This is a genomic window from Microbacterium xerophyticum (assembly GCF_053543555.1).
This window is the reverse complement of sequence record NZ_JBLVOB010000005.1, coordinates 366605-388088: the sequence shown is the minus strand read 5'-3', so window position 1 is coordinate 388088 and position 21484 is coordinate 366605. Positions and strand designations below refer to the sequence as shown.

Annotated in this window: 18 protein-coding genes and 1 riboswitch; of the genes, 6 read left to right on the top strand and 12 right to left on the bottom strand. The window is 68.7% G+C overall.

All coding sequences use genetic code 11. The annotated features are described in order from the left end of the window. Positions 1-60 precede the first annotated feature (60 nt). From ACNPNP_RS06375 to ACNPNP_RS06365, 3 genes are all read right to left on the bottom strand, one after another. A complete protein-coding gene (locus tag ACNPNP_RS06375) occupies positions 61-1509 on the bottom strand; it encodes a L,D-transpeptidase family protein (RefSeq protein ID WP_448965205.1) in 1449 nt (482 codons plus the stop codon). 140 nt (positions 1510-1649) lie between these two features. Continuing rightward, positions 1650-2123 (bottom strand): hypothetical protein, encoded by a 474-nt coding sequence (locus ACNPNP_RS06370; RefSeq protein ID WP_448965204.1) that lies wholly within the window; start codon positions 2121-2123, stop codon positions 1650-1652. 127 nt (positions 2124-2250) lie between these two features. Then, positions 2251-2658 carry a RidA family protein gene (locus tag ACNPNP_RS06365; protein WP_448965203.1) on the bottom strand — a complete coding sequence of 136 codons (408 nt, stop codon included), beginning with the start codon at positions 2656-2658 and terminating at the stop codon, positions 2251-2253. Between the two features lie 25 nt (positions 2659-2683). On the opposite strand from ACNPNP_RS06365, the gene ACNPNP_RS06360 reads away from it, so the two are divergent. The 4 genes from ACNPNP_RS06360 (at position 2684) to ACNPNP_RS06345 (ending at position 9019) form a co-directional block, all read left to right on the top strand. After that, on the top strand, positions 2684-6022 hold the full coding sequence (locus ACNPNP_RS06360) for a family 20 glycosylhydrolase (RefSeq protein WP_448965202.1): 3339 nt from the start codon (positions 2684-2686) through the stop codon (positions 6020-6022). A 75-nt stretch (positions 6023-6097) separates the two neighbouring features. Next, positions 6098-7282 carry an ROK family transcriptional regulator gene (locus ACNPNP_RS06355; RefSeq protein WP_448965201.1) on the top strand — a complete coding sequence of 395 codons (1185 nt, stop codon included), beginning with the start codon at positions 6098-6100 and terminating at the stop codon, positions 7280-7282. Next, the gene (locus tag ACNPNP_RS06350) at positions 7282-8247 is read left to right on the top strand and encodes an ROK family protein (protein ID WP_448965200.1); all 966 of its coding nucleotides are present in this window, start codon (positions 7282-7284) and stop codon (positions 8245-8247) included. The genes ACNPNP_RS06355 and ACNPNP_RS06350 overlap by 1 nt, the downstream gene beginning before the upstream one ends. Then, positions 8240-9019, top strand: a complete 780-nt coding sequence (locus ACNPNP_RS06345; RefSeq protein WP_448965199.1) for a glucosamine-6-phosphate deaminase — start codon at positions 8240-8242, stop codon at positions 9017-9019. The genes ACNPNP_RS06350 and ACNPNP_RS06345 overlap by 8 nt, the downstream gene beginning before the upstream one ends. A gap of 13 nt (positions 9020-9032) precedes the next feature. Here the strand turns inward: ACNPNP_RS06345 and ACNPNP_RS06340 are convergent, their stop codons facing one another. The 6 genes from ACNPNP_RS06340 to ACNPNP_RS06315 form a co-directional block, all read right to left on the bottom strand. Further along, positions 9033-9434: an NUDIX hydrolase gene (locus ACNPNP_RS06340; RefSeq protein WP_448965198.1), complete on the bottom strand. Its 402-nt coding sequence runs from the start codon at positions 9432-9434 to the stop codon at positions 9033-9035. After that, positions 9427-10788, bottom strand: a complete 1362-nt coding sequence (locus ACNPNP_RS06335) for an FAD-binding oxidoreductase (RefSeq protein ID WP_448965197.1) — start codon at positions 10786-10788, stop codon at positions 9427-9429. The genes ACNPNP_RS06340 and ACNPNP_RS06335 overlap by 8 nt, the downstream gene beginning before the upstream one ends. Beyond that, a complete protein-coding gene (locus ACNPNP_RS06330) occupies positions 10785-11156 on the bottom strand; it encodes a YrdB family protein (protein WP_448965196.1) in 372 nt (123 codons plus the stop codon). Before ACNPNP_RS06330 ends, ACNPNP_RS06335 begins: the two co-directional genes overlap by 4 nt. A 9-nt stretch (positions 11157-11165) precedes the next feature. Beyond that, positions 11166-13397, bottom strand: a complete 2232-nt coding sequence (locus ACNPNP_RS06325) for a sigma-70 family RNA polymerase sigma factor (protein WP_448965195.1) — start codon at positions 13395-13397, stop codon at positions 11166-11168. 405 nt (positions 13398-13802) lie between these two features. Continuing rightward, entirely contained in the window at positions 13803-14951 is a 1149-nt protein-coding gene (locus tag ACNPNP_RS06320; RefSeq protein WP_448965194.1) for an N-acetylglucosamine-6-phosphate deacetylase, read from the bottom strand. Further along, entirely contained in the window at positions 14948-16447 is a 1500-nt protein-coding gene (locus ACNPNP_RS06315) for a family 20 glycosylhydrolase (protein ID WP_448965193.1), read from the bottom strand. Before ACNPNP_RS06315 ends, ACNPNP_RS06320 begins: the two co-directional genes overlap by 4 nt. A gap of 75 nt (positions 16448-16522) precedes the next feature. Continuing rightward, positions 16523-16606, top strand: a riboswitch (ZMP/ZTP riboswitch). Positions 16607-16650: 44 nt separating this feature from the next. Here ACNPNP_RS06315 and glyA point away from each other — a divergent pair. Together glyA and ACNPNP_RS06305 are read left to right on the top strand one after the other, a co-directional pair. Next, a complete protein-coding gene (glyA, locus tag ACNPNP_RS06310; RefSeq protein ID WP_448965192.1) occupies positions 16651-17925 on the top strand; it encodes a serine hydroxymethyltransferase in 1275 nt (424 codons plus the stop codon). After that, positions 17922-18803, top strand: coding sequence for a bifunctional methylenetetrahydrofolate dehydrogenase/methenyltetrahydrofolate cyclohydrolase (locus tag ACNPNP_RS06305; protein WP_448965191.1), 882 nt, complete (start codon positions 17922-17924; stop codon positions 18801-18803). The genes glyA and ACNPNP_RS06305 overlap by 4 nt, the downstream gene beginning before the upstream one ends. Position 18804: 1 nt before the next feature. Here the strand turns inward: ACNPNP_RS06305 and ACNPNP_RS06300 are convergent, their stop codons facing one another. The 3 genes from ACNPNP_RS06300 to ACNPNP_RS06290 form a co-directional block, all read right to left on the bottom strand. Further along, a complete protein-coding gene (locus tag ACNPNP_RS06300) occupies positions 18805-19371 on the bottom strand; it encodes a hypothetical protein (protein WP_448965190.1) in 567 nt (188 codons plus the stop codon). Positions 19372-19416: 45 nt separating this feature from the next. Further along, complete coding sequence (locus tag ACNPNP_RS06295; protein WP_448965189.1) at positions 19417-20139, bottom strand: DUF6882 domain-containing protein; 723 nt, start codon at positions 20137-20139, stop codon at positions 19417-19419. A 22-nt stretch (positions 20140-20161) separates the two neighbouring features. Next, a partial coding sequence (locus ACNPNP_RS06290) for an MFS transporter (protein WP_448965188.1) occupies positions 20162-21484 on the bottom strand: 1323 nt, incomplete at its 5' end.

Sequence of the window (21484 nt, the reverse complement as noted above, 5' to 3'; positions counted from 1 at the left end):
CACCCCCCCCTTCCTCATATGTCCTGCGGCTCCGCGCTCGTCGGCGGCGGGCTCAGTCGTTCAGTAGTGGACGTAGACGTTGACGCCCTCGGGCGACCAGTTGTACAGCCACTGTGCGGCGGAGACGGGCATGCCGACGCAGCCGTGGCTCATCGGCGTGCCCCAGTTGCTGTGCCAGTAGACACCGTGCAGCGCCTCGTCGCCGTTGAAGTACATGACCCACGGCACATCGGGCTGGAAGTAGTTCGGCGCCTGCGTGAGGTCGCGGTTGCCCATGTTCTGGCTGCTGGTCTTCCAGCCGACCTGGAACGAACCGGTGTGCGTGGCGAACTCGCCGGCACCCGAGGAGACGCTCCATGAGTCGACGACGACGCCGTTCTCGATCGCGGAGACGGTCTGGTTGGAGAGGTTGACGTCGATCTCGCGCACGAGGGTCGTGCTCGCGAACGGAACCTCTGTGACCTCGATGGGCTGGATGGCCTCGCCTCCCTCCAGCTTCTCGGCGAAGTCGGACGCGAGTGCACCCGTGTCTCCGAGCGTGCGGCCGGTGACACCGACCGTCAGCTCCTCGAGCACGTCGCCGCCGGCGTTGACGATCGACTCGGCGTCGACCGGGGCGCGGTTGACGGCAGCGGGAAGCGTGTCGACTGCGGACTGGATCGCGGCCTCGTCGGCCACGACGCTCAGCTCGCCGTTCTGTTCGACGATCTCGATCCATGTCGCAGCGGTGGCGGGGGCGATCGGGAGCGTGCGCTCCTCACCGACGTAGAAGCCGATCGTGGCGAGCATCGTGTTCAGCTGGTCGGTGAGGCCGGTGGCGTCCGCATCGGTCACGGGGGCCGGTGCCTCCGTCGGGTCGCCGGAATACGCGAGTGCGGTGTTCCCGTCGGCCATCGCAGCGGTCAGCGCCGTCGTGAGTCCGTCCAGATCCACGCCGGTGCCCGGCACGGCCGGGGTCGTGACGTACTTCGCGGAGGCAGCGTCGAAGGACACGGCGGCGTTGACGGCATCCGTGTAGCTGGCGGGGATCATCTCGCGCAGCGTGTCGTGCGCGAGGTCGGTGTCCAGGGTGATGTCGCCGGCGATGGGCTCAGGCATCCACGCGCCGACGTTCCACATCGGGTGCGAGGCGAACGCCTCATCAGCCAGCGCACGGGCATCGATCGACGCGCCGAGGTCTGCGCCTGTGACGATCTGATCGTCGCCGGCGCCGGTCAGTGTGATCTCGGTGTTCGCGAGATGCGCGGTGACGACGTCTGCAGCGGCGCCCGGCGTCAGCCCGCCAACGGGCACTCCGGCGATCGTCGTGCCGGGGGCGATGAGGATCGTCGATGCGGCTGCCGCGCCGAGAGCGAGTGCGCCGACCGTGATCCCTACCCAGAGCCCGACCCTGCGCTTCTTGGGAGCCGGCTCGCGCGGAGCCCACTCCACCGAACGCTCGCCGTCGACAGACGCGACGACAGCGGTCTGCGCGGTGTTCGCGTCAGGTGCTTCGATAAGACCGGTCACCAACTCACCCCCCGTGATTCAGCGTGACATGTTTCTTTATCATACCGGCCGCCAGATAACGACAAGGCAACGGTTGTGGTGCCATGAACGATGAAAGCCCCGCGACCTGTCGAGGTCGCGGGGCTCTCATCACGCGGATGTCAGCTGCAGAGTTCCTGCAGCGCCGTCGCGGACGTGGTCACATCACTCGTGATGGTGGTGATGTCGGATGCGGCCTCGAGGTCCTGATCGATGAGGACTGCGGAGAGCACGTCGCCGAGGGCGACGAAGTTCTCGTGCACAGCGGTCGTCGCTTCCTTGACCTCGGCGTTCGAGACGCTGTCCGCAGCCTCGCCGAACGCGTCGACGACCGTGCTGAACTGGTCGACGGTGGTCTGCGGGTCGGTGGCGCCGGTCGTGTCGATCTCGCCCGCTGCGCTGCTGGCCTCCTGCAGCTTCGGAAGGACGATGCCACAGGCCTCCTCGACGGACTGGTCGGTGTTCGTCTCCTCGACGGGGGCGGAGTCGCCTGCCTCGTCGGACTTGTCGCCCTCAGCAGCGGGCGTGCCAGAGCATGCGGTCAGGCCGAGCACTGCGACGGCAGCGATGGTCCAAGCGGCGATACGGCGGTTCATAGGTTTCCCCTCAATGACGGCACCACGGACTGCGGTGCGATTCTCCGGTCGTGTGACCAGTCAAACACAAGTCGCGTCCGCGCGACGATGGGGAGAAGGACCCATGGGCTCGCCGCCGCCCCTGCGGTCACTCCGAGACGATGGCGATGCCGTCGATCTCGACGAGCATCTCCTCCCGGGGAAGGCCGGTGAAGACCGTGGTGCGAGACGGCAGGATACCGCTGGGCGTGTGCGCGCTGACGAACTCGCCATAGGCGTCGTTCATGATCGCGAAGTCCTCGCGCTTGGTGAGATAGACGCGCAGCATCACGACGTCGTCGAACGTCGCACCGGATGCCTCGACGATCGCCTTGACGTTCTCGAGCGTGCGGGTGGTCTGTGCGGCGACGTCGCCGGGGAAGAGATACTCGTTGGTGGCGGCGTCGACCGGTCCCTGACCGGACACCTGGACGAACGGGCCCTTGCGGACGCCCTGCGAGAAGGTGTGCGCAGGTGCGGGGGCGGAGGTGGTCGTGATTCGCGTCTTCGTGCTCATCCGACCAGCCTAGTAGCCTTGTTAGATGCCTCAACAAATCACGGATCAGTCGCCGTCGCGCGTGCTCCTCAGCGCGGAGCGTGCCGCTGCTGGACAGGTGCGCGTCTACCGGGCCGCGACCGTGGTCGACGGCACCGGCGCTGCACGGTACGTCGCCGACGTGGTGGTCGAAGGTGCACGTGTCGTCGCGATCGTGACCCCGGAAGACGCGCGCAAGATCGAGATCGAGCAGGGCGGCACCGACCTCGAGGATGTCGAGATCGACGCTCGTGGGCTCGTTCTGGCGCCGGGCTTCATCGACATGCACGCCCACAGCGATCTGGCCGTGCTGGAGGGTGCAGCGCATCGGGCGAAGATCCTGCAGGGCGTCACGACCGAGGTGATCGGGCAGGACGGGCTCGGATACGCACCGCTCGACGACGCCACGGCATCCGCGATCCCCGCGCAGATCGCCGGCTGGAACGGTCTGCCCGCCGACGTCCCATGGCGAACGATGGACGATCTGCTCGTGTCGATCGACGCCGCGACAGCCGCGAACGTCGCCGTCCTCGTGCCGCAGGGCAATCTGCGCATGATCGCGGTCGGGCACGAGAACCGGCCGGCGACCAGGGGCGAACTGCGTCAGATGACCGAGATGCTCGATGCGGCGCTCGTCGCCGGGGCCTTCGGGATGTCGAGCGGGCTCACCTACACGCCGGGGATGTACGCCTCGACGGCGGAGCTCGAAGCGCTGTGCCGCGTCGTCGCGGAGCACGGCGGTTACTGGGCGCCGCACACCCGCAGCTACGGCGCCGCCGCGCTCGACGCCTATCGCGAGGCCCTCGACATCGGTCGCCGCACTGGATGCGCCATCCACCTGACGCACGCCACGATGAACTTCGTCCCCAACCGGGGCCGCGCCGCCGAGTTGCTCGCGCTGATCGACGACGCCATCGCGGACGGCGTGGACGTCACACTCGACACCTACCCGTACCTGCCCGGTGCGACCACCTTGACGGCGCTGCTGCCGAGCCGGCTGGCCGAGGGCGGCGACCTCATCGCCGCGATCAGGAGGTTGGACGCCGAAGGCCGCGAGCAGGTGCGGGTGGAGCTCGAGAACATCGGGTGCGACGGGTTCCACGGCGAACGCGCGGACTGGACGAGCATCGAGATCGTCGGCACCGCGAACGCGGACCTCGCTCCGCTCGTCGGCAGGACGGTCGCCCAGATCGCCGAGGACGACGGGCGGCGAGCCGTCGACGTCGTCCTCGACACGATCGTGGCGGATGCCGGTGCCACCGGCATCCTGATGCACATCGGCGACGAGGAGAACGTTCGCGCCATCATGCAGCACGAGCGGCACACGGGCGGCAGCGACGGCATCCTGATCGGTGCGAAGCCGCATCCGCGCGGGTTCGGCGCGTTCGCACGCTACCTCGGCCATTACGTGCGCGAGGAGGGCGTGCTGACGCTGGAGGAGGCGATCCGGCATCTCTCCGGTACGCCGGCGGTCCGCCTCGGGCTGCATCGCGGCGATGCGCCGCGCGGCGTGATCCGAGAGGGGGCAGCGGCTGATCTCGTGCTGTTCGATCCCGACACGATCGCAGCCGGCGCGACGTTCGAGGCGCCGCGGACGGATCCGGTGGGCGTGATCGATGTGCTGATCGGTGGAGTCCCTGTCGTCGCGGGCGGCGTCGTCACGGGCGAAACGCCAGGGCATGCGCTGAGAATGCCGCCACCGCCGCACCGCGCCACCGTGCCGCTGATCGAGGGGCACGTCGACGCGGCGGCCGCGCCTTTCGTCTGGACGCCGCACACTCCGGTGCATGCGTCCCCGGCGCTCGCCGACGTCGCCGAACTCCTGCGGCAGGGTGCGCCTGAGGGCGACGCGAGCGATGCCCCGGCCATCACCCTGACCCTGGATGCCGCCGTGGGGGAGGACGCAGAGCGCACCGGCCATGTCGGCGCTGAGGCGTTCCGCATCACCGTCGCATCGGACGGCATCGAGGTCAGGGGCGCATCCGCGGAAGGCGTGTTCCGCGGCACGACGGCGCTGCGCCAGCTGCGCCACCCCGACGAAGAGTCCTCCCGCATCCCCGCCGGCGGCTGGGAGGGTGCGCCCGCCTACGGCTGGCGCGGCGCGATGCTCGACGTGGCGCGGCACTTCCGCCCGGCCGAAGACATCCGCCGCCTCATCGATCTGCTGGCGCTGCACCAGCTGAACATCCTGCACCTGCATCTGACGGACGATCAGGGCTGGCGTTTCGAAGTGCCCGGCTTCCCGCGGCTCACCGAGGTCGGCGCGCGTCGGGAGGCGACCCAGCGCGGTCACGGGCCGCTCGCGACGGTCGAGCCCGGCGTGCACGAGGGCTTCTACACCTCGGCGGAGCTGCGCGAACTGGTCGAGTACGCCGCTGCGCGCTTCATCACGATCGTGCCCGAGGTCGAGCTGCCCGGGCATGTGCAGGCTGCGCTCGCCGCGTATCCTGCGCTCGGCAACACAGACGTGCACAGCGCCGACGGACCGATCACAGGGCCGTGGGAGCGCTTCGGCGTCAACCCGCGCACGCTCGCGCCGACCGACGAGTCGCTGGCATTCGGCAGGGCGGCGATCGACGCGCTGTGCGCGATCTTCGACTCGCCGTGGATCGGTATCGGCGGGGACGAGGTGCCGGTCACGGAGTGGGCGGAGAGCCCCGCGGCCGCAGAGCGGATGAAGCAGCTCGGGCTCGCATCTCCGCGAGAGGTGCAGCCGTGGTTCACTGCGCATTTCGTCGAGCACGTGCGCACGCACGGACGGACGGCACTGGCCTGGGACGAGGTGCTGGAGGGCGACGTCCCGGATGGCGTGCGCATACTCGCATGGCGCGGTCCTGTCGCACTCGAGACGGCCATCCGCCGCGGCATCCCCGTGGTCGGATGCCCTGACCTGGAGACCTATCTCGACTACCGTCAGTCCGAATCGGCCGACGAACCGGTGCCTGTGGGGCCGCCGCTGACGCTGGAGCACGCCTACACCCTTCGGCTGCCCGAGGGGGTCGTCGGCGGCCAGACCAACGTCTGGACCGAGCATCTTCCGAGTCGGGAGCGCGTCGACTTCGCCATGTTCCCGCGCCTCAGTGCGATCGCCGAGCGCCTCTGGCTCGGAGGCGAGCCGGGGGACGGCGAGGCATTCGTGCGCCGCCTCCGCGTGCATCTGCGACGATTGGCCGGGGCAGGGGTACGATATCGTCCACTCGACGGGCCGACACTCGAGCAGCGGCGACCGGGCGTTCCCGGGAAACCGATGACCGTCGCCGCACGCGAGCAGATCGTGTCAGAGCTCGTCGCGGGACTGCGAGCCGAGTCCGCGGAATCGTCGACGCACGGCGAGAATTCAAAATAACGTTTCGGTAACCCTCCCGTCGCTCCGGCGGGTCGCAGGTTGCGAAATTTTTGTTCGTAAGGTCTACTAACAAATATGTCCGAATCGGATCTGAGTCAACCGGCACCGACCGACTACGCCGGTGCCAGTTCGCATGCCTTCGGACCGTCCCGTCACCTGCGATCGCGCACGAAGGTCCTGCCCGAGCACGCGCGCGGACACAATCGCGCCCTGGTGCTGCAGACGCTCTATCACTCGGGTGCCATGAGCCGCGCCGACCTGTCGCGCGAGACGGGTCTCACGCGGGTGACGATCTCCGACCTCGTGGCGGAGTTCATCGCCGACGGCATCGTCGTGGAGCTCGGTGTGCGAGAGACGGCCGGTCCTGGCAAGCCGCCGATCCTGATCGACATCGATCGACTCGGTCACCAGATCATCGGCATCGATCTCTCGGATGCCGAAGGGTTCCGAGGCGCCGTGCTGAGCCTCGACGGCGACGTGATCGAGCGGCGCGAGGTGGCGCGCCCCGAACTGCCGGACAGCGACCTCGCCTATGCCGCGCTGCTCGAACTCGCGAACGCTCTGATCGCGGCCGCGACCGCGCCGCTGCTGGGGGTGGGCGTCGGAACTCCGGGTGTGGTGCGCCCCGACGGGGTCGTGCTGAGCTCGCCGAACCTTGGATGGACGGACTTCCGACTCGAGGCGCAGCTCGGTCGAGACCTCGATCTGCCGGTGCTCGCCCGAAACGACGCGAACGCGGCGGTGCTCGCCGAATACACCTTCGGCGACGCCAGAGCCGACTTCATGCTCATCAAGATCGGCGTCGGCGTCGGTGCGGGACTCATCGCCGGAAGCCAGCCGTTGCTCGGCAGCCGGTTCGCGGCGGGAGAGATCGGTCACGTCGTCGTCGGCACCGACGGAGGTCCTCGCTGCGTCTGCGGCCGGGACGGCTGTCTTGAAGCCTGGTTGAGCGTGACGCGTCTTCGGGATGCTGTGGAAGCGCAGCCCGCCGCGAGGGACGAGATCCTGCGTGATGCCGGCAATCGGATGGCCATCGCCATCGCGCCGATCGTGACGGCGCTCGACCTCTCGGAGGTCGTGCTGTCCGGCCCGGCGGATCTTCTCGACGGCACGCTCATCGATGCGGCCACCTCGACCCTGCGCGAACGCACGCTCGAGGGCGTCTTCGACGACGTCGTGATCCGGCTCACCGCGCAGGACGACATCGTGCTGCGAGGAGCGGCCGTCATGGTGCTCTCCGGGCAGCTGGGAGTCTCATAGTGGCACCGGCAGTGCAGACCGGCCCGGTCGGCCGGTCCGTTCGCGTGGGCCTGGACATCGGCGGCACGAAGACAGATGCCGTCGCGGTGACCGAGGGCGGCGAGATCATCGGTCGCCTGCGTCGTGCCACTGGCCACGGTGACGAGGCGGTGGTGGCAGACGTCGTGAACGGCGTGCGCGAACTGCGCGCCGAGTTCGCCATAGCGGCCTCCGACATCCTGAGCGTCGGCGTCGGCATCCCCGGTCTCGTCGACACCGCGAGGGGCCGGGTGCTGCACGCGGTGAATCTGGGCGTCGAGTCGCTGGACCTCGCTGCCAGGGCCTCTGAGCCTCTCGGCGTGCCGGTGGTGGTGGAGAACGACGTGAAGGCGGCGGCGCTCGGAGCCGCAGCGCTGCGCGGCGATGCCACCTCCATGGCCTACTTGAACCTCGGCACCGGTGTCGCCGCTGGCATCGTGACCGATGGCGGGATCTGGCGCGGATCGCGTGGCACCGCCGGCGAGGTCGGACACATCTCGGTCGACCCGAACGGCCGCGTCTGCAGTTGCGGACAACGCGGTTGCATCGAGACCCTCTGCGGTGGTGGCGCCCTCACCCGCGCCTGGGGTCGCCCCGGTGCGCTCCCCGTCCGCGACATCTTCGACGCTGCGGATCGCGGCGACGCGGAGGCGCTCAGGCTCCGCGCAGACCTCGCCCGCGGCGCAGCCGCCGCGGTGCGCGTGCTGGTGCTCACCGCCGATGTCGAGACCGTCGTCATCGGGGGCGGGATCACCGCCCTCGGCGACCGCCTCGGAGACGGCATCCGCAATGCTCTCATCGCCGACGCAGCGGGTTCGCCGTTTCTGCGGTCGCTGCACCTGGATGAGAGAATCGAGCTGCTCCCGACCGGTTCCCCTGCGGCTGCTCTCGGCGCCGCTCTGGTCGGAGCGCACATACCTCAAGAGGAGATCGTCGCCCATGGCTGAAGTCGTCATCGTCGAGAACGCAGCGGCAGCGGGTGCCCTGGTCGCGGACGAGATCGTGCGGCTCATCGTGAGCCGCCCTGACGCGGTGCTGGGACTGGCGACGGGGTCCACGCCGCTGCCCGTCTACGAGGTCCTGCACGGACGACTCGCCGGCACCGACGTGTCCCGGGTGCGCGGATTCGCCCTGGACGAGTACGTCGGCATCGATCCCGCGCATCCGGAGAGCTACCGCTCGGTGATCACCCGCGAGGTGGTGGAGCCGCTCGGGCTGAACCCCGAGCAGATCCACGTGCCCGACGGCGCGGTCTCGGGCATCGAGCACGCGGGCGCCGACTACGAGGCGGCGATCGCCGCCGCGGGCGGTGTCGATCTGCAGATCCTCGGAATCGGCACCGATGGTCACATCGGCTTCAACGAGCCCGGTTCGTCATTCGCATCCCGCACCAGGGTGAAGACGCTCACGAAGCAGACCCGTGAGGACAACGCGCGCTTCTTCGACTCCATCGATCAGGTGCCGATGCACTGCATGACGCAGGGACTGGGCACCATCCTCGAGGCTCGTCATCTCGTGCTGCTCGCCTTCGGCGAGGGCAAGGCGCGAGCGGTCGCCGACGCGGTCGAGGGGCCGCTCACGGCGATGCTGCCTGGGTCGGCGATCCAGCTGCACCCGCACGCGACGGTCGTGGTGGATGAGGCAGCGGCCTCCGAGCTCACGCTCTCGGACTACTACCGCTACACGTTCGACAACAAGCCGGTGTGGCAGGGGCTCTGACGCGCCGAACAGGTCAGCGGGCGGGCCAGGCGAGCGGCAGCAGATGCTCGACGCTGAGCGGTGCCAGAGGCAGTGTGCCGATCTCGTCGGGCGTGATCCAGCGCAGTTCGGCGAGTTCGGCCTGAACCGTGACGGTGTCGGCCTCGATCGTGAGTGCGAAGGCATCGGCGATCACACGGTGACCCGGCTCGTTCGCGGCGGCCGAGACGAACCGTCCGAGAGGTCGCAGTCCCGCTTCGTCGACCTTGAGCCCGAGTTCCTCGTCGAGCTCCCTCGCCAGGGTCTGCGCAGGGCTCTCGCCGGGCTCCGGCTTGCCGCCGGGCTGCATGAACTTCGTCGTGCCGTGCTTGCGCACCACCAGCACCCGGCCGTCCGCATCGTGGATGATCGCTGCGCTCACGTGGATGTCAGGCACGGGTGAAGACCTTTCCGGGGTTGAGGATCTCGAGCGGGTCGAACACGGCCTTGATCTGACGCTGAAGCTGCCACTGGTCGTCGCCGAGCTCCTCGGCGAGCCAGCGGCTCTTGAGCATTCCGATGCCGTGCTCCCCGGTGAGCGTGCCGCCGAGCCGGATCGCCGAGCGGAACAGGTCGTCAGCGGCCGCCCAGACCCGGTCGGGTACGACCTCGCCTTCGAAGATGAAGTTCGGGTGCAGGTTGCCGTCTCCGGCGTGCGCGACGGTGGGGATGTCGAGGCCGTACACCTGTTCGATCCTGGCGATCTCGTCGTACATCGCAGGCAACGCGCTGCGGGGCACCGAGACGTCCTCGATGAGCGTGGTGCCGAGGGCCGCCATCGCCGGATGCATCGAGCGCCGGATCGCGAGCAGCCGGTCTCCCTCCTCGCGGTCGTACGTGAGCGCGACCTCGCCGCCGCATCCCTGCAGCGTGGTGGCGATGAGGTCGGCCTCCGCCCTGGCCGCAGGACCGTCGGTCTGGATCGTCAGCTGCGAGCTGCCGGCTGTCGGCGCGGGCAGTGCCAGGAGGGCGTGCACGGCGCTCAGCGCCTTCGCATCCATCAGCTCCATGATCGCCGGCTGCACACCGGATGCCGTGACCGCTGCCGACCCGGCCGCCGCAGCACGCACGGTCGGGAACAGGGCGGTGAGCGTGCAGATGCCTCCGACGACGAGGCGCCGCAGTTTCAGCGTCGCACCGACGACGACGCCGAGCGTGCCCTCCGAACCGATCACGAGGGACGTGAGGTCGAGTCCGGTGACGCCCTTGACGCTGCGATGACCGAGGCGGAGCAATCGCCCGTCGGCGAGCACGATGTCGACGCCGAGCACGGCATCGCGCACGACACCGTACTTGGCGCACAGCAGCCCTCCTGCTCCGGTGGCGATGTTGCCGCCCACGCTGGAGATGTCGCGGCTGGCAGGATCGGGGGGCCACCACAGACCGTGCTCGGCGAGCAGCGCGTTCAGGTCGGCGTTCAGGATGCCAGGCTCGACGACGGCGAACAGGTCGTCGGGCCGCACCTCGAGCACGCGGTTCATGCGCAGCGTCGACAGGACGATCTCGCCAGGACCGGCGTTCGCGGCTCCCGCCAGACCGGTGCCAGCACCACGCACCACGACCGGGGTACGCGTCTCTGTGGCGATCCGCATCGTCTGCTGGACCTGATCGATCGTCTGCGCATGCACGACGGCGATGGGGCGCCCGGCGGACGAATGACCTGAACGATCCGCCCGTGCGGCCTCGAGGGCGGCTTCGGTGACGTCGACGATGTCACCGAGCGCGCTCCGCAGGGCCGCGGTGACCGTCATCGCAAGTCTCGCCTGCCCGCGAAGAGTCCCGAGGCGACGGCGACGGCGGCGAAGCCGAGGCCGACCCAGGCCTGATCCATCGACCACCAGGCGAGTGTCACACCGGCGTAGATCAGCAGTTCGACGGCTGCGCGCACGAACGGATGCAGGCTCAGCACAGGTCGTGGAGAGAGGAAGAGCGCCCACACCAGGAGGACGAGCAGAGGAGTGCCGATCCCGAGCACGACGTTCCACGGGAACGGCCACATCGCGAAGCCCCAGAGCGCGAGCGAGGCGATCGCCGCGATGAGGATGACGGCCCGGATGATGTCGAGCGGGGTGATGTTCGGACGATTGACACCGGGGACTGCGTCGGGGGCTTCGGGCATGCTCCCAGTCTATTCGGCGGGCGTGGTGTCCTCGGCCGGGGTGGGTTCGGTGGCGATCGTCGTGGCTGCGTCAACGGCGGTTCGTTCGGTTACCGCTGGTGATTCGATGACTGGTGCGTCGCCTGAAGATGCTTCGTCGAGGAGAGCAGGAGGTGCCTCGACGGGAGCAGGAGCTGGCTCTGCGGGCGCAGGAGCGACCTCGACGGGTGCAGGAGGTTGCTCGACGGGTGCAGGAGCGACCTCGACGGGTGCAGGAGGTTGCTCGACGGGTGCAGGAGTGACCTCGACGGGTGCAGGCTCTGGTTGAGCGGACGATGCCGCTGTGAGGTCGACGTTGAGCGAGCATGCTAATTGAAGGAGCCAGGGATAGGGGAACTCGCCGAGCTCGCTTAGCGTGATTGATACAGGATCGCCCAGGTCGTCGCCGAGCACGTAGGAGAATTCGACGGTGACGTCGTTGCAAAGCTGATCGAGCGTCGGACGAAGGTGGATGATGCCGTGGCCCGGCCGATCCACTGCGAGGGCGGTATCTCCATCCGCCACGAGAACTGTCTCTGTTGCGCTACCTGAACCGACATACCCGGCACGGACCGTGCTGTCAGCCACGCCCGTCAGCGGAACCGTGTAGTGGGTGACCCACGTCCTCTGATCGACGCGGACTGAGGCGGTACCGATCGTCGGGACACCATCCGGCAGCTCAGGCGCAGGCGGGTCTGTTCCTGGGTCCGTGGGATCGGTGGGGTCCGTCGGATCTGTGGGATCGGTGGGGTCCGTCGGATCTGTGGGATCGGTCGGGTCCGTGGGATCGGTCGGGTCTGTGGGATCGGTCGGGCCCGTGGGATCGGTCGGGTCGGTACCCGGGTCTGTTGCCTCACCATCGCCCGGATCCGTGCCCGGGTCTGTCGTGCCCGGGTCGCCGTCGCCGCCGCTGCCGTCCTCGGGAACCGGTGAAGCGACCGGGGGTGCAGTGGCCGTCGAGCTCGAGGTGGTCTCATCGTCGGCGGCGGGAGCCTTGACCGCGGGTGCCTTGTCGACCTCGTCTGGGTTCTCGGGTTTCTCTTCCGGTATCTCGAGGATGAACTTCTCGTCTTCGATCGCCGCTCCCGGCTTGAGTTCGGAGGAGATCGAAGAGTCGCCTGCTTCGCTCGCGCTGGGCATCGAGGTCACGGGGTTCGCTTCCATGAGCCCCGGCACGATCGTGGTCGCAGCCACGACGCCGGCCACCACCAACGCTGCTGATCCTGCTCCGACGAGGGCGCCGATGCCGGTCACTGCACCAGTCGCAGAACCCCCAGCTGCGCCGCCCGCCGTGCCGGCGCCGACCGAGCTGCCGCCGTCGCCAGCGAGACCGTCCAGGGCACCACCGCTGCCGGTACCGCCGACGACCGCCCCGCCTTCGACGACGCTGGACGGCATCGCAGCCACCGCGACGATCGGGATGCCGCCCCCTTGAAGCGTCGCTGTGTAGCCGGCTGCTCCGCCGACGCCGAGGACGAGGGGGAGAAGAACGAGAGCGAGACGGTTGGAGACGTCCTTCGCCTCTGCGACGACGATCATGCAGCGCGCGCAGTCCTCGATGTGCTCATCGAGACGCTTCTGATCGCGTGAGCTCAGGTTTCCGCGCGAGTAGGCGCCGAGATGCTCGATGGTCCACTGGCACTCGGACCCGGACTCGGCATTGCGCAGGTGCGCCTGGATCCACGCCTCGCGCAGCCCCTCGCGGGCGCGGAAGGCGAGCTGGGAGACGGCGCCGGCCTTCATGCCGAGCAGCGGAGCGACCTCGGACGGCTTCATCTGCTCGATTTCGGTGTACCAGAGCACCTCCTGCCAGCGTGAGGGGAGGGCGCGGAAGGCCTGCGCCGTCAGACTGCGGTCGAGTGCCTCGTCTGCGGCCTGCTCCGTGCTGTCCGGATCGGCGACCGTTTCGAGCTCGTCCATTGCCGTCTCGCGGCGGGATCGGCCCCCCGCGGCCGCGGTGTTGCGGATGCTGGTGAACAGATACGCGCGGAAGGACCCGTTCGGGCCGCCGCCCTTGATGATCGCCTGGTAGATGCGGGTGTACGACTCCTGCACCAGGTCATCCGGATCGAGGCTCGACGTGATCGAACGGGCGACGGACATGCCCGACGGATAATGACGTCGCCACAGTTCCGCGAACGCGTCGGCGTCGCCCGAGCGGGTACGCAGGATCAGGTCGGCATCTGCTGATGCCCCGATGGCGGTGTGGTCGTGGTTCTGCACTGGCTTCCATCTGTCGTGAGAGTCGGATGAGCCCTCACATGAAGAGACGCGTGATCAGGTCGATGCTCACGCGCCCGGACCATTCTCCCTCGAAACTCCCAGGTAGGCCAGCCCTGTGGACAACTCGGAGAGAACTCCCAAAAAGTTTTCCGCCGTATCGCGTGATGAATCGGGTCCGTCGTCGTCTCATCAACCAGAGACAGCCATCAGAACTCCACCGGGGGGCGGAGTTCGGCACCGGTGCAGGGGCTTTTGCACCGGTCGGGTGGGCTCAGAACCTCGGGGGAGGAGTTCGAGCCCACCCGCTCTCACCTCGAAGGGGGAGACGGGGTCGCCGCTGGGGAGCGGCGGCCCCCTCCGTCGGATCCGCCGACGCGCCGGTTCATTCGACGCCGGTTCGTCCGGTCAGCCGAGCGACGCACCGGTCTGCACATGCACGACGCGCAGTCGCGCATCCAGCAGCACTGCGTCGCCGAGATGACCCGGTACCAGGCTGCCCAGCTCGCCGGCCAGGCCGACCGCTGCGGCGGGCGTCTGCGTGAGCGCGCGCACCGCCTCGACCAGCGGCGCACCGGCGGCGACTGCGCGCTGCAGGGCGACGTCCTGCGTGAGCGTGGAACCTGCGATCGATCCGGTGTCATCGGCGCGGGCGATGCCGTCCGTCACGGTCACCTTCACGGCGCCGAGGTCGTAGCGCCCGTCCGCACTGCCTGCCGCCGCCATCGCGTCGGTCACCAGCGCCACCCGGCCTGGGGCCGCGTCGAACAGCAGCTTGATCACGTGCGGGTCGAGATGCACGTCGTCGGCGATGGCCTCGAGCACGACGCGATGGTCCGCTGCTGCGGCTAGCACCGGTCCCGGCGCCCGATGGTGGATGCCCGGCATCGCGTTGAACGCATGTGTGAGGATCGTCGCGCCCGCCTCGAACGCGGCGACGGCGGTCGCGGCATCCGCGTTCGTGTGGCCGACTGCGGCGGCTGAGCCTGCGGCGACGATCAGCGCGATCGCCTCGAGGCCGCCCGGAAGCTCCGGCGCGATCGTCACCTGGCGCACTGTCCCACGGCCGGCCTCGAGCAGCCGTCGCACATCTGCGGCCACCGGTGCGCGCAGCAGGGACGGCTCGTGAGCGCCATGATGACCGGGATCGAGGAACGGCCCCTCCAGGTGCGATCCGAGGATGTCGGCATCCGTCGTCATGAGATCGGCGATCTCGCCGACACGGCGAGCGAGGTCGTCGAGCGGAGCGGTCACGAGCGAGACGACCGCACGCGTCGTGCCGTGAGCGCGGTGCAGTTCGCGCGCCAGACGGATGGCGTCGACTCCGTCGTCGAAGGATGCTCCGGCGCCGCCGTGCCCGTGGATGTCGATGAACCCCGGCGTGAGGATCGCATCCTCTCCCGCGACGTCGACAGCGTCGATCACGCGGTCGGCGTCCGGCCGGTCCGCGCCCGTTCCCGTCGCGGACACGCGGCCGTCCTCGAACCTCACCCAGGCGTCAGCGGTCTCGACGCCGTCGGTGATCAGCCGGGCGGAGTGGATCAGGGTCGACGTCATCGGGAGCTCCAGGCGATCTCGGCGGGACGGTGGCCACCCCATCCTGCGGCATCCCAGGCGGCGCCGAGACCGCCGACGCGCTCGCGGAACGACGTCCACTCGCGCGTCCCTGCTGGAGACCAGGCGACCTCGGCGATCGCTGCGACGCGCGGGAAGATCAGCTGATCGATGTCGTCCAGCGTCTCGACGGTCTCGGCCCACAGCGGGCCCTCGACGCCGAGGATCGCCTCGGCCGGCAGGGCATCGACGATGGCCGTCGGCTCCCATTCGTATGCCGTCTGCAGGTCGATCAACGCCGCCCAATCGAGTCCGAGCGGGAAATCGGCGTCGTACTTCTGGTCGAGGTACGCGGTGTTCGACGGCGACATGATCACCGAACCGCCGCGCTCGGCGAAGCGACGTGCGTGATCGGCGTGCGCTGCGTCAGGACTCGTGCTGCCCCAGTACTGCCCGATCGCGCCTTCGGCGACCATCGCCGAACCCGCTTCGTGCCACGTGATCGGTGTCTTGCCGAGCGCGGTGGTCAGGGCGGTGACGCGTTCGATGAAGGCATCGAAGTCGGCCGGCGCCGTGCCGTGGCACTCGTCGCCTCCGAGGTGCAGGAACGGGCCGGGGGTGAGCTCGGCGAGCTCGGAGAGGACGTCCTGCAGGAACGCCCACGTCGCGTCGTCGTGGATCTTCACGGACGAATGCCCCACACCGGTTCCGAGGTACGGCTCTCCGGCGACGGGGAGCGCTTCGCCGAGCGCCTCGGCCTGAGCGAGGAGGCTGTCGTTCATGACCGGCGCCTCGCTGAGCTCCGGATACGCGAGGCCGATCGCGTGGGTGTGACCGGGGAGGTCGATCTCCGGCACCACGATCATGCGGTGCGCGGCGGCGTAGCGCACGATCTCGCGGAAGTCGTCCTTCGTGTAGAAGCCGCCGGGGCGGCCGGCGACCGCGGTCGTGGCCCCCCGCGCGGTGAGCAGCGGACGACTGTCGATCTGCAACCGCCACCCCTGGTCGTCGGTGAGGTGCAGGTGGAGCCGGTTGACCTTGAGCGATGACGCCCGCTCGATGAACGCCTTCACTGTGTCGACGTCGAAGAAGGTGCGGGCGACGTCGAGCATGACGCCGCGATACGCGAATCGGGGAGCATCGTCGATCTGCACGTGGGGGAGCGTCCAGGCGCCATCGTCCGCAGTGAGGAGCTGGCGCAGCGTCTGCGCTGCGTAGAAGAGGCCCGTGTCGGAACCCTCCAGCTGCGCAGTCTCTGCGACCTGAAGGGAGTACTGCTCGCCTTCTCCGGAGCGGCGCACGACGATGTCGCCGGCGCGGCGCTCCTCGCCGTGGACGACCGAGGGACGCAGCCCGGTGCGATCAGCGATCACGTCGGCGACGACGGATGCCGCGGCATCCGCACCGCTCTCGACGACGACGCGGGTGGCTGTCGTCAATGACAGCGCTCCGGCCGATTCCGTGACGGACGAGGGCAGCGGCACAAGTGGTAGGACCATGAACAAAACCTACCGTGCGACGGCCGGTGCGGCCAGGTCCGCGCACTACTCTGGGTCTTCGGGATTCCGCTATGCTCGAACGGTCGCGACTGGCGTCTGGGTGGGTCACCACCGGGGAGCGACCGTTACGGAATTCGACCGCGCGCCTGGGCCGATGACATCCACCACCGATGACATTTCATTCCGCAACGAAAGAGGACGACATGACCGATCCGTACTTCAACGCTCCGCTCTCCGAGGTCGATCCCGAGATCGCAGAGGTCCTCGATCGCGAGTTGAACCGCCAGCGCACGTTCCTCGAGATGATCGCATCCGAGAACTTCGTTCCCGTCTCCGTGCTGCAGTCGCAGGGTTCGGTGCTCACGAACAAGTACGCCGAAGGCTACCCCGGTCGTCGGTACTACGGCGGCTGCGAAGAAGTCGACGTCGCGGAGTCCCTCGCGATCGAGCGCGTCAAGTCGCTGTTCGGCGCGGAGTTCGCGAACGTCCAGCCGCACTCGGGCGCCACAGCGAACGCGGCCGTGATGCACGCGATCGCCCGCCCCGGCGACACCCTGCTCGGCCTCTCGCTCGATCACGGCGGACACCTCACGCACGGCATGAAGATCAACTTCTCCGGCCGGCTCTACAACATCGTCGCGTACGGCGTGAACCCCGAGACCTCGCTCGTCGACATGGACGAGGTGCGCCGCCTCGCGCTCGAGCACAAGCCCAAGGTCATCGTCGCCGGCTGGTCGGCGTATCCCCGCCAGCTCGATTTCGCGAAGTTCCGCGAGATCGCCGACGAGGTGGGCGCGTACCTGTGGGTCGATATGGCGCACTTCGCCGGACTCGTCGCCGCCGGCCTGCACCCCAACCCCGTCCCGCACGCGCACGTCGTCTCGTCGACCGTGCACAAGACGATCGGCGGCCCCCGCTCGGGCTTCATCCTCTCGAACGACGCCGAGATCGCGAAGAAGATCAACACCGCCGTGTTCCCCGGGCAGCAGGGCGGCCCGCTCATGCACGTGATCGCGGCCAAGGCCACGGCGTTCAAGCTCGCCGCGACCCCGGAGTTCAAGGACCGCCAGCAGCGCACGCTCAGCGGCGCCGCCATCCTCGCCGAGCGCCTCACGCAGCATGACGTCGCGGATGCGCAGATCAAGGTGCGCTCAGGCGGTACAGACGTGCACCTCGTGCTCGTCGATCTCCGCGATGCCGAGATCGACGGCAAGCAGGCCGAAGACCTGCTGCACGACATCCACATCACCGTGAACCGCAACGCCGTGCCGAACGACCCGCGTCCGCCGATGGTCACCTCCGGTCTGCGCATCGGCACCTCGGCCCTCGCGACCCGCGGCTTCGGCGATGCCGAGTTCACCGAGGTCGCCGACATCATCGCCCTGGCCCTGCAGCCCGGCGCTGATGTGGCAGCGCTCAAGGCCCGCGTCGACGCCCTCGCCGGTGCGTTCCCGCTCTACCCGGAGCTGCAGCAGTGACCGCCGTCATCCTCGATGGCAAGGCCGCGGCTGCGGAGATCAAGAGCGAACTGACCGAGCGGGTCACGGCGCTGCGCGCGCGCGGCATCGTCCCCGGCATCGCGACCGTGCTCGTCGGCGCGGATCCGGCATCCCAGCTGTACGTCGGGATGAAGCACCGGCAGTCCGAGGCGATCGGCATGAACTCGATCCAGCGCGAGCTGCCGGCCGATGCCACACAGGCCGAGGTCGAGGCGCTGATCGACGAGCTCAACGCCGACCCGACATGCCACGGATACATCGTGCAGTTGCCGTTGCTGAAGCACATCGACACCGATGCGATCCTCGAGCGCATCGACCCCGACAAGGATGCCGACGGCCTGCATCCGACCAACCTCGGGCGCCTCGTGCTGAACGTCAACGCGCCGATCCACACCCCGTTGCCCTGCACGCCTCGCGGTGTGATCGAACTGCTGCTGCGCAATGACTACGACCTCAAGGGCAAGCACGTCGTGGTCGTCGGTCGTGGCGTGACGATCGGCCGTTCGATCGGCCTGCTGCTGACGCGTCGCGAGCTCAACGCCACTGTGACGCTCACCCACACCGGCACGGTCGACATCGCGAAGTACCTCCGTGAGGCCGATGTCATCGTCGCGGCGGCCGGTGTCAAGCACCTCGTCCGCGCGGAGGACGTCAAGCCCGGCGCCGCCGTGCTCGATGTCGGAGTCACCCGCGAGGACGATCCCGAGACCGGCAAGTCGAAGGTCTACGGCGACGTGCACCCCGATGTGGCCTCGGTCGCCGGGTTCGTGTCGCCGAACCCCGGCGGAGTCGGTCCGATGACCGTCGCGCTGCTGATGACGAACGTCGTCGAAGCCGCCGAGCGCGCGGCAGGCTGAGCTACAGCTCGTCCAGCATCCGCCGCTGTTCGGGGGTGAGCCCGTCATCGAGCTCATCCCGGGCAGCGGCGGTCGCACCGCTCTGCGGCCCGGTCGCCGGAGCGTCGGTGCTCGCGGTCGTCGAACCGCGACCGCCCTTCACCTTCGACTGCACCGTGTCGAACACCGCACCGGCGCGCGCCTCGATGCGGTCATCGACCAGGTCGTAGATGACCCAGGCGAGCAGCAGGTACAGCGGGGGCAGCACGTAGCCCCAGAACCAGCCGTTCACGTCGACGCCGCTGAGAAGGACGGTCAGCACCCAGACGATCAGCTCGACGATGAACACCAGCACGTACTGGACGATCTTCTCGCCGACCTTCGTACGCGTCTGCGCCGACTTCGACGCCGCGCCGCGGAACGCCCTGAGCAGCGTCGGTTTCAGCGCGAGGGTCGCAAGGGTCAGGATGACTGCGGCCCACAGCGCGTTCCAGCCGACGCTGACGCTCGACATGAGCAGGCCTATGAGCAGCAGCACCACGACGTTGAACACGTACAGGGAGACGGCGCGGACGGTCCAGGTCTTCATGAGTGTCAGCCTACGGCGCTGCATCGCCGTGCGGAAGAACAGGGATCAGCCGGTGATGCCGGGCGCCTCGACGCCCACGATCCTGGCGTGCTCGTCGAATCGGAAGGTGGCCGAGCCGGTGGCATCGGTCACCACCGCGCCGCTGAACGCCTCATCCGTCCACTGCAGGTTCCATCCGGCCAGACGCGCCGCATCCCACACCGACGAGCGCGCATCGCTGAGCGCGAGCCCTGACAGCACGCGCGGAGTCGAGATGACGGCGTCGCGCACCGTGAGCGGTGCGATCGGCGCATCCAGCAGGAAGACGGCGCGCGTCCCGCCGCCGATCGGTGCGGAGTAGTAGGGGGAGCGGCCGGTGATCTCCACGGCCACGGTGCCGATCTGATGTGCGACCTGTGCGATCCAGTCGTCGAGATCTGCGCCGGTGTCCTCCGGAAACTGCAGCTCGGGCTGGCTGAGTTCGGTGATGCCGTACTGGGTGCCGTAGTCGCGCAACTGCGCGGCGACGCCCTGCGCGTCACCCTGGGGGTGCGCCCATGCCCAGAGGAGGGATCGCGGTCCCGGCGCGATCGTCGCGACCAGGTGGGGGCGGGTCACCAACTGATGCGCGGGGTTCGCGTTCGCGGTGAAAGTGAGGGTGCCTGCGGCCATGTCGGCGTCCCACCGGTGCTCGCCGAGGGCGTCGACCGCGGTGGTGAGCGCGTCCTGGCGGAGTGTGGCGAACAGTGCTGCGCGATCGGCAAGAGGCTGCAAGGCTGCGAAGGTCATGATCCCAGTCTGGCCTTGATTCCTATGATTCCGCCACCTCAGCGGCGTCGCGATCCGCCGCCCTGCCCATGCGCCAGACGCTGGGCACCGCGAGCGTGACGAGCGCGCACCCCGCATAGAGCACCGCGGAGGCGACCAGCACGATTCGGACGTCGGCGTGCGTGATCATCCACCCGTAGACGAGCGTGCCGATCGGCATCACGACGAAGCTGCCGAGCATGTCGTAACTGGATACCCGTGAGAGCTTGTCGCCGGGGATGTTCTCCATCATCGCCACGTTCCAGCCCGTGCTGAAGACCTCGAGGCCCGCACCGGCCAGCAGCGCGGCGATGGCCAGCAGCGCCACTGCCGGGTGCAGCCCGAGCATCGTCAGCGGGATCGCGAAGAACGCCATGCCGATCATGCCGAGTCTCAGCGGGCGCTTCAGCGGGAACCATATCAGCACCAGCGTCATGAGCAGTACGCCGACGCCCTCCGCGCTGATCACCCAGCCCCAGCCGGTGATGCCGAGGAGCTCGTTGTTCTTGGCGATGTACGGGCCGACGACTCCCCAGGCGCCGACGTGTATCGCGTTCATGATCATGAACGCGAGCACGATGACCCACAACCACGTGCGGCTGCGGAACTCGTCCCATCCTGTGCGCAGATCGCGGATCAGCGTCGACTCGCCTGAGCCGAGCGGCGGGGGCAGCTTCACGAGAGCGAGCACGGGGATCGCGCACAGCCAGCCGGCGACCTGTACGAGCATCGCCCAGGCGGGACCGGCGGTCGCGACGAGGATGCCGGCGATCACCGGGCCGCCGATGGTGACGGCTGATCGGACGAATGAAAGGAGTGCGTTCGCCTGCTGGAGGTGGGCCGGTGTGGTCAGCTGCGGGATGATGCCCTGCATCGCGGGCAGCACGAACGCCGTCGAGGCGCCGTTCACCGCTGCGAGCACGACCATCAGCGGGATCGTGGCCGTTCCGCTGAACAGCAGCGCGGCCATCGTGCCCATGGAAAGAATGTCGATGACATAGCAGCTCTGGATGATGAGCGCCCGTGGCAGCCGATCGGCGACCACTCCGCCGAACAGCACGAACACGATGTTCGCGACGGTGAAGGCGGTGAGGACGTAGGAGAGCGACAGCGCGTCGTTGTCGACCTGCAGCACCGCGAAGGCCAGGGCGATCGACGACATCGAACCGGTGACCAGTGTGATCGCGCGTGCGATGAAGAACCAGCGGAAACCAGGATCCTGCATGGCCGCGAGGCCTCGGATCATGAACGGGGCTTCGACGAGAGCATCCGCCGATCTTCTCACGACGAACCGCCCGCTCGCCGTCGACCCGGTACGAAACGGGAT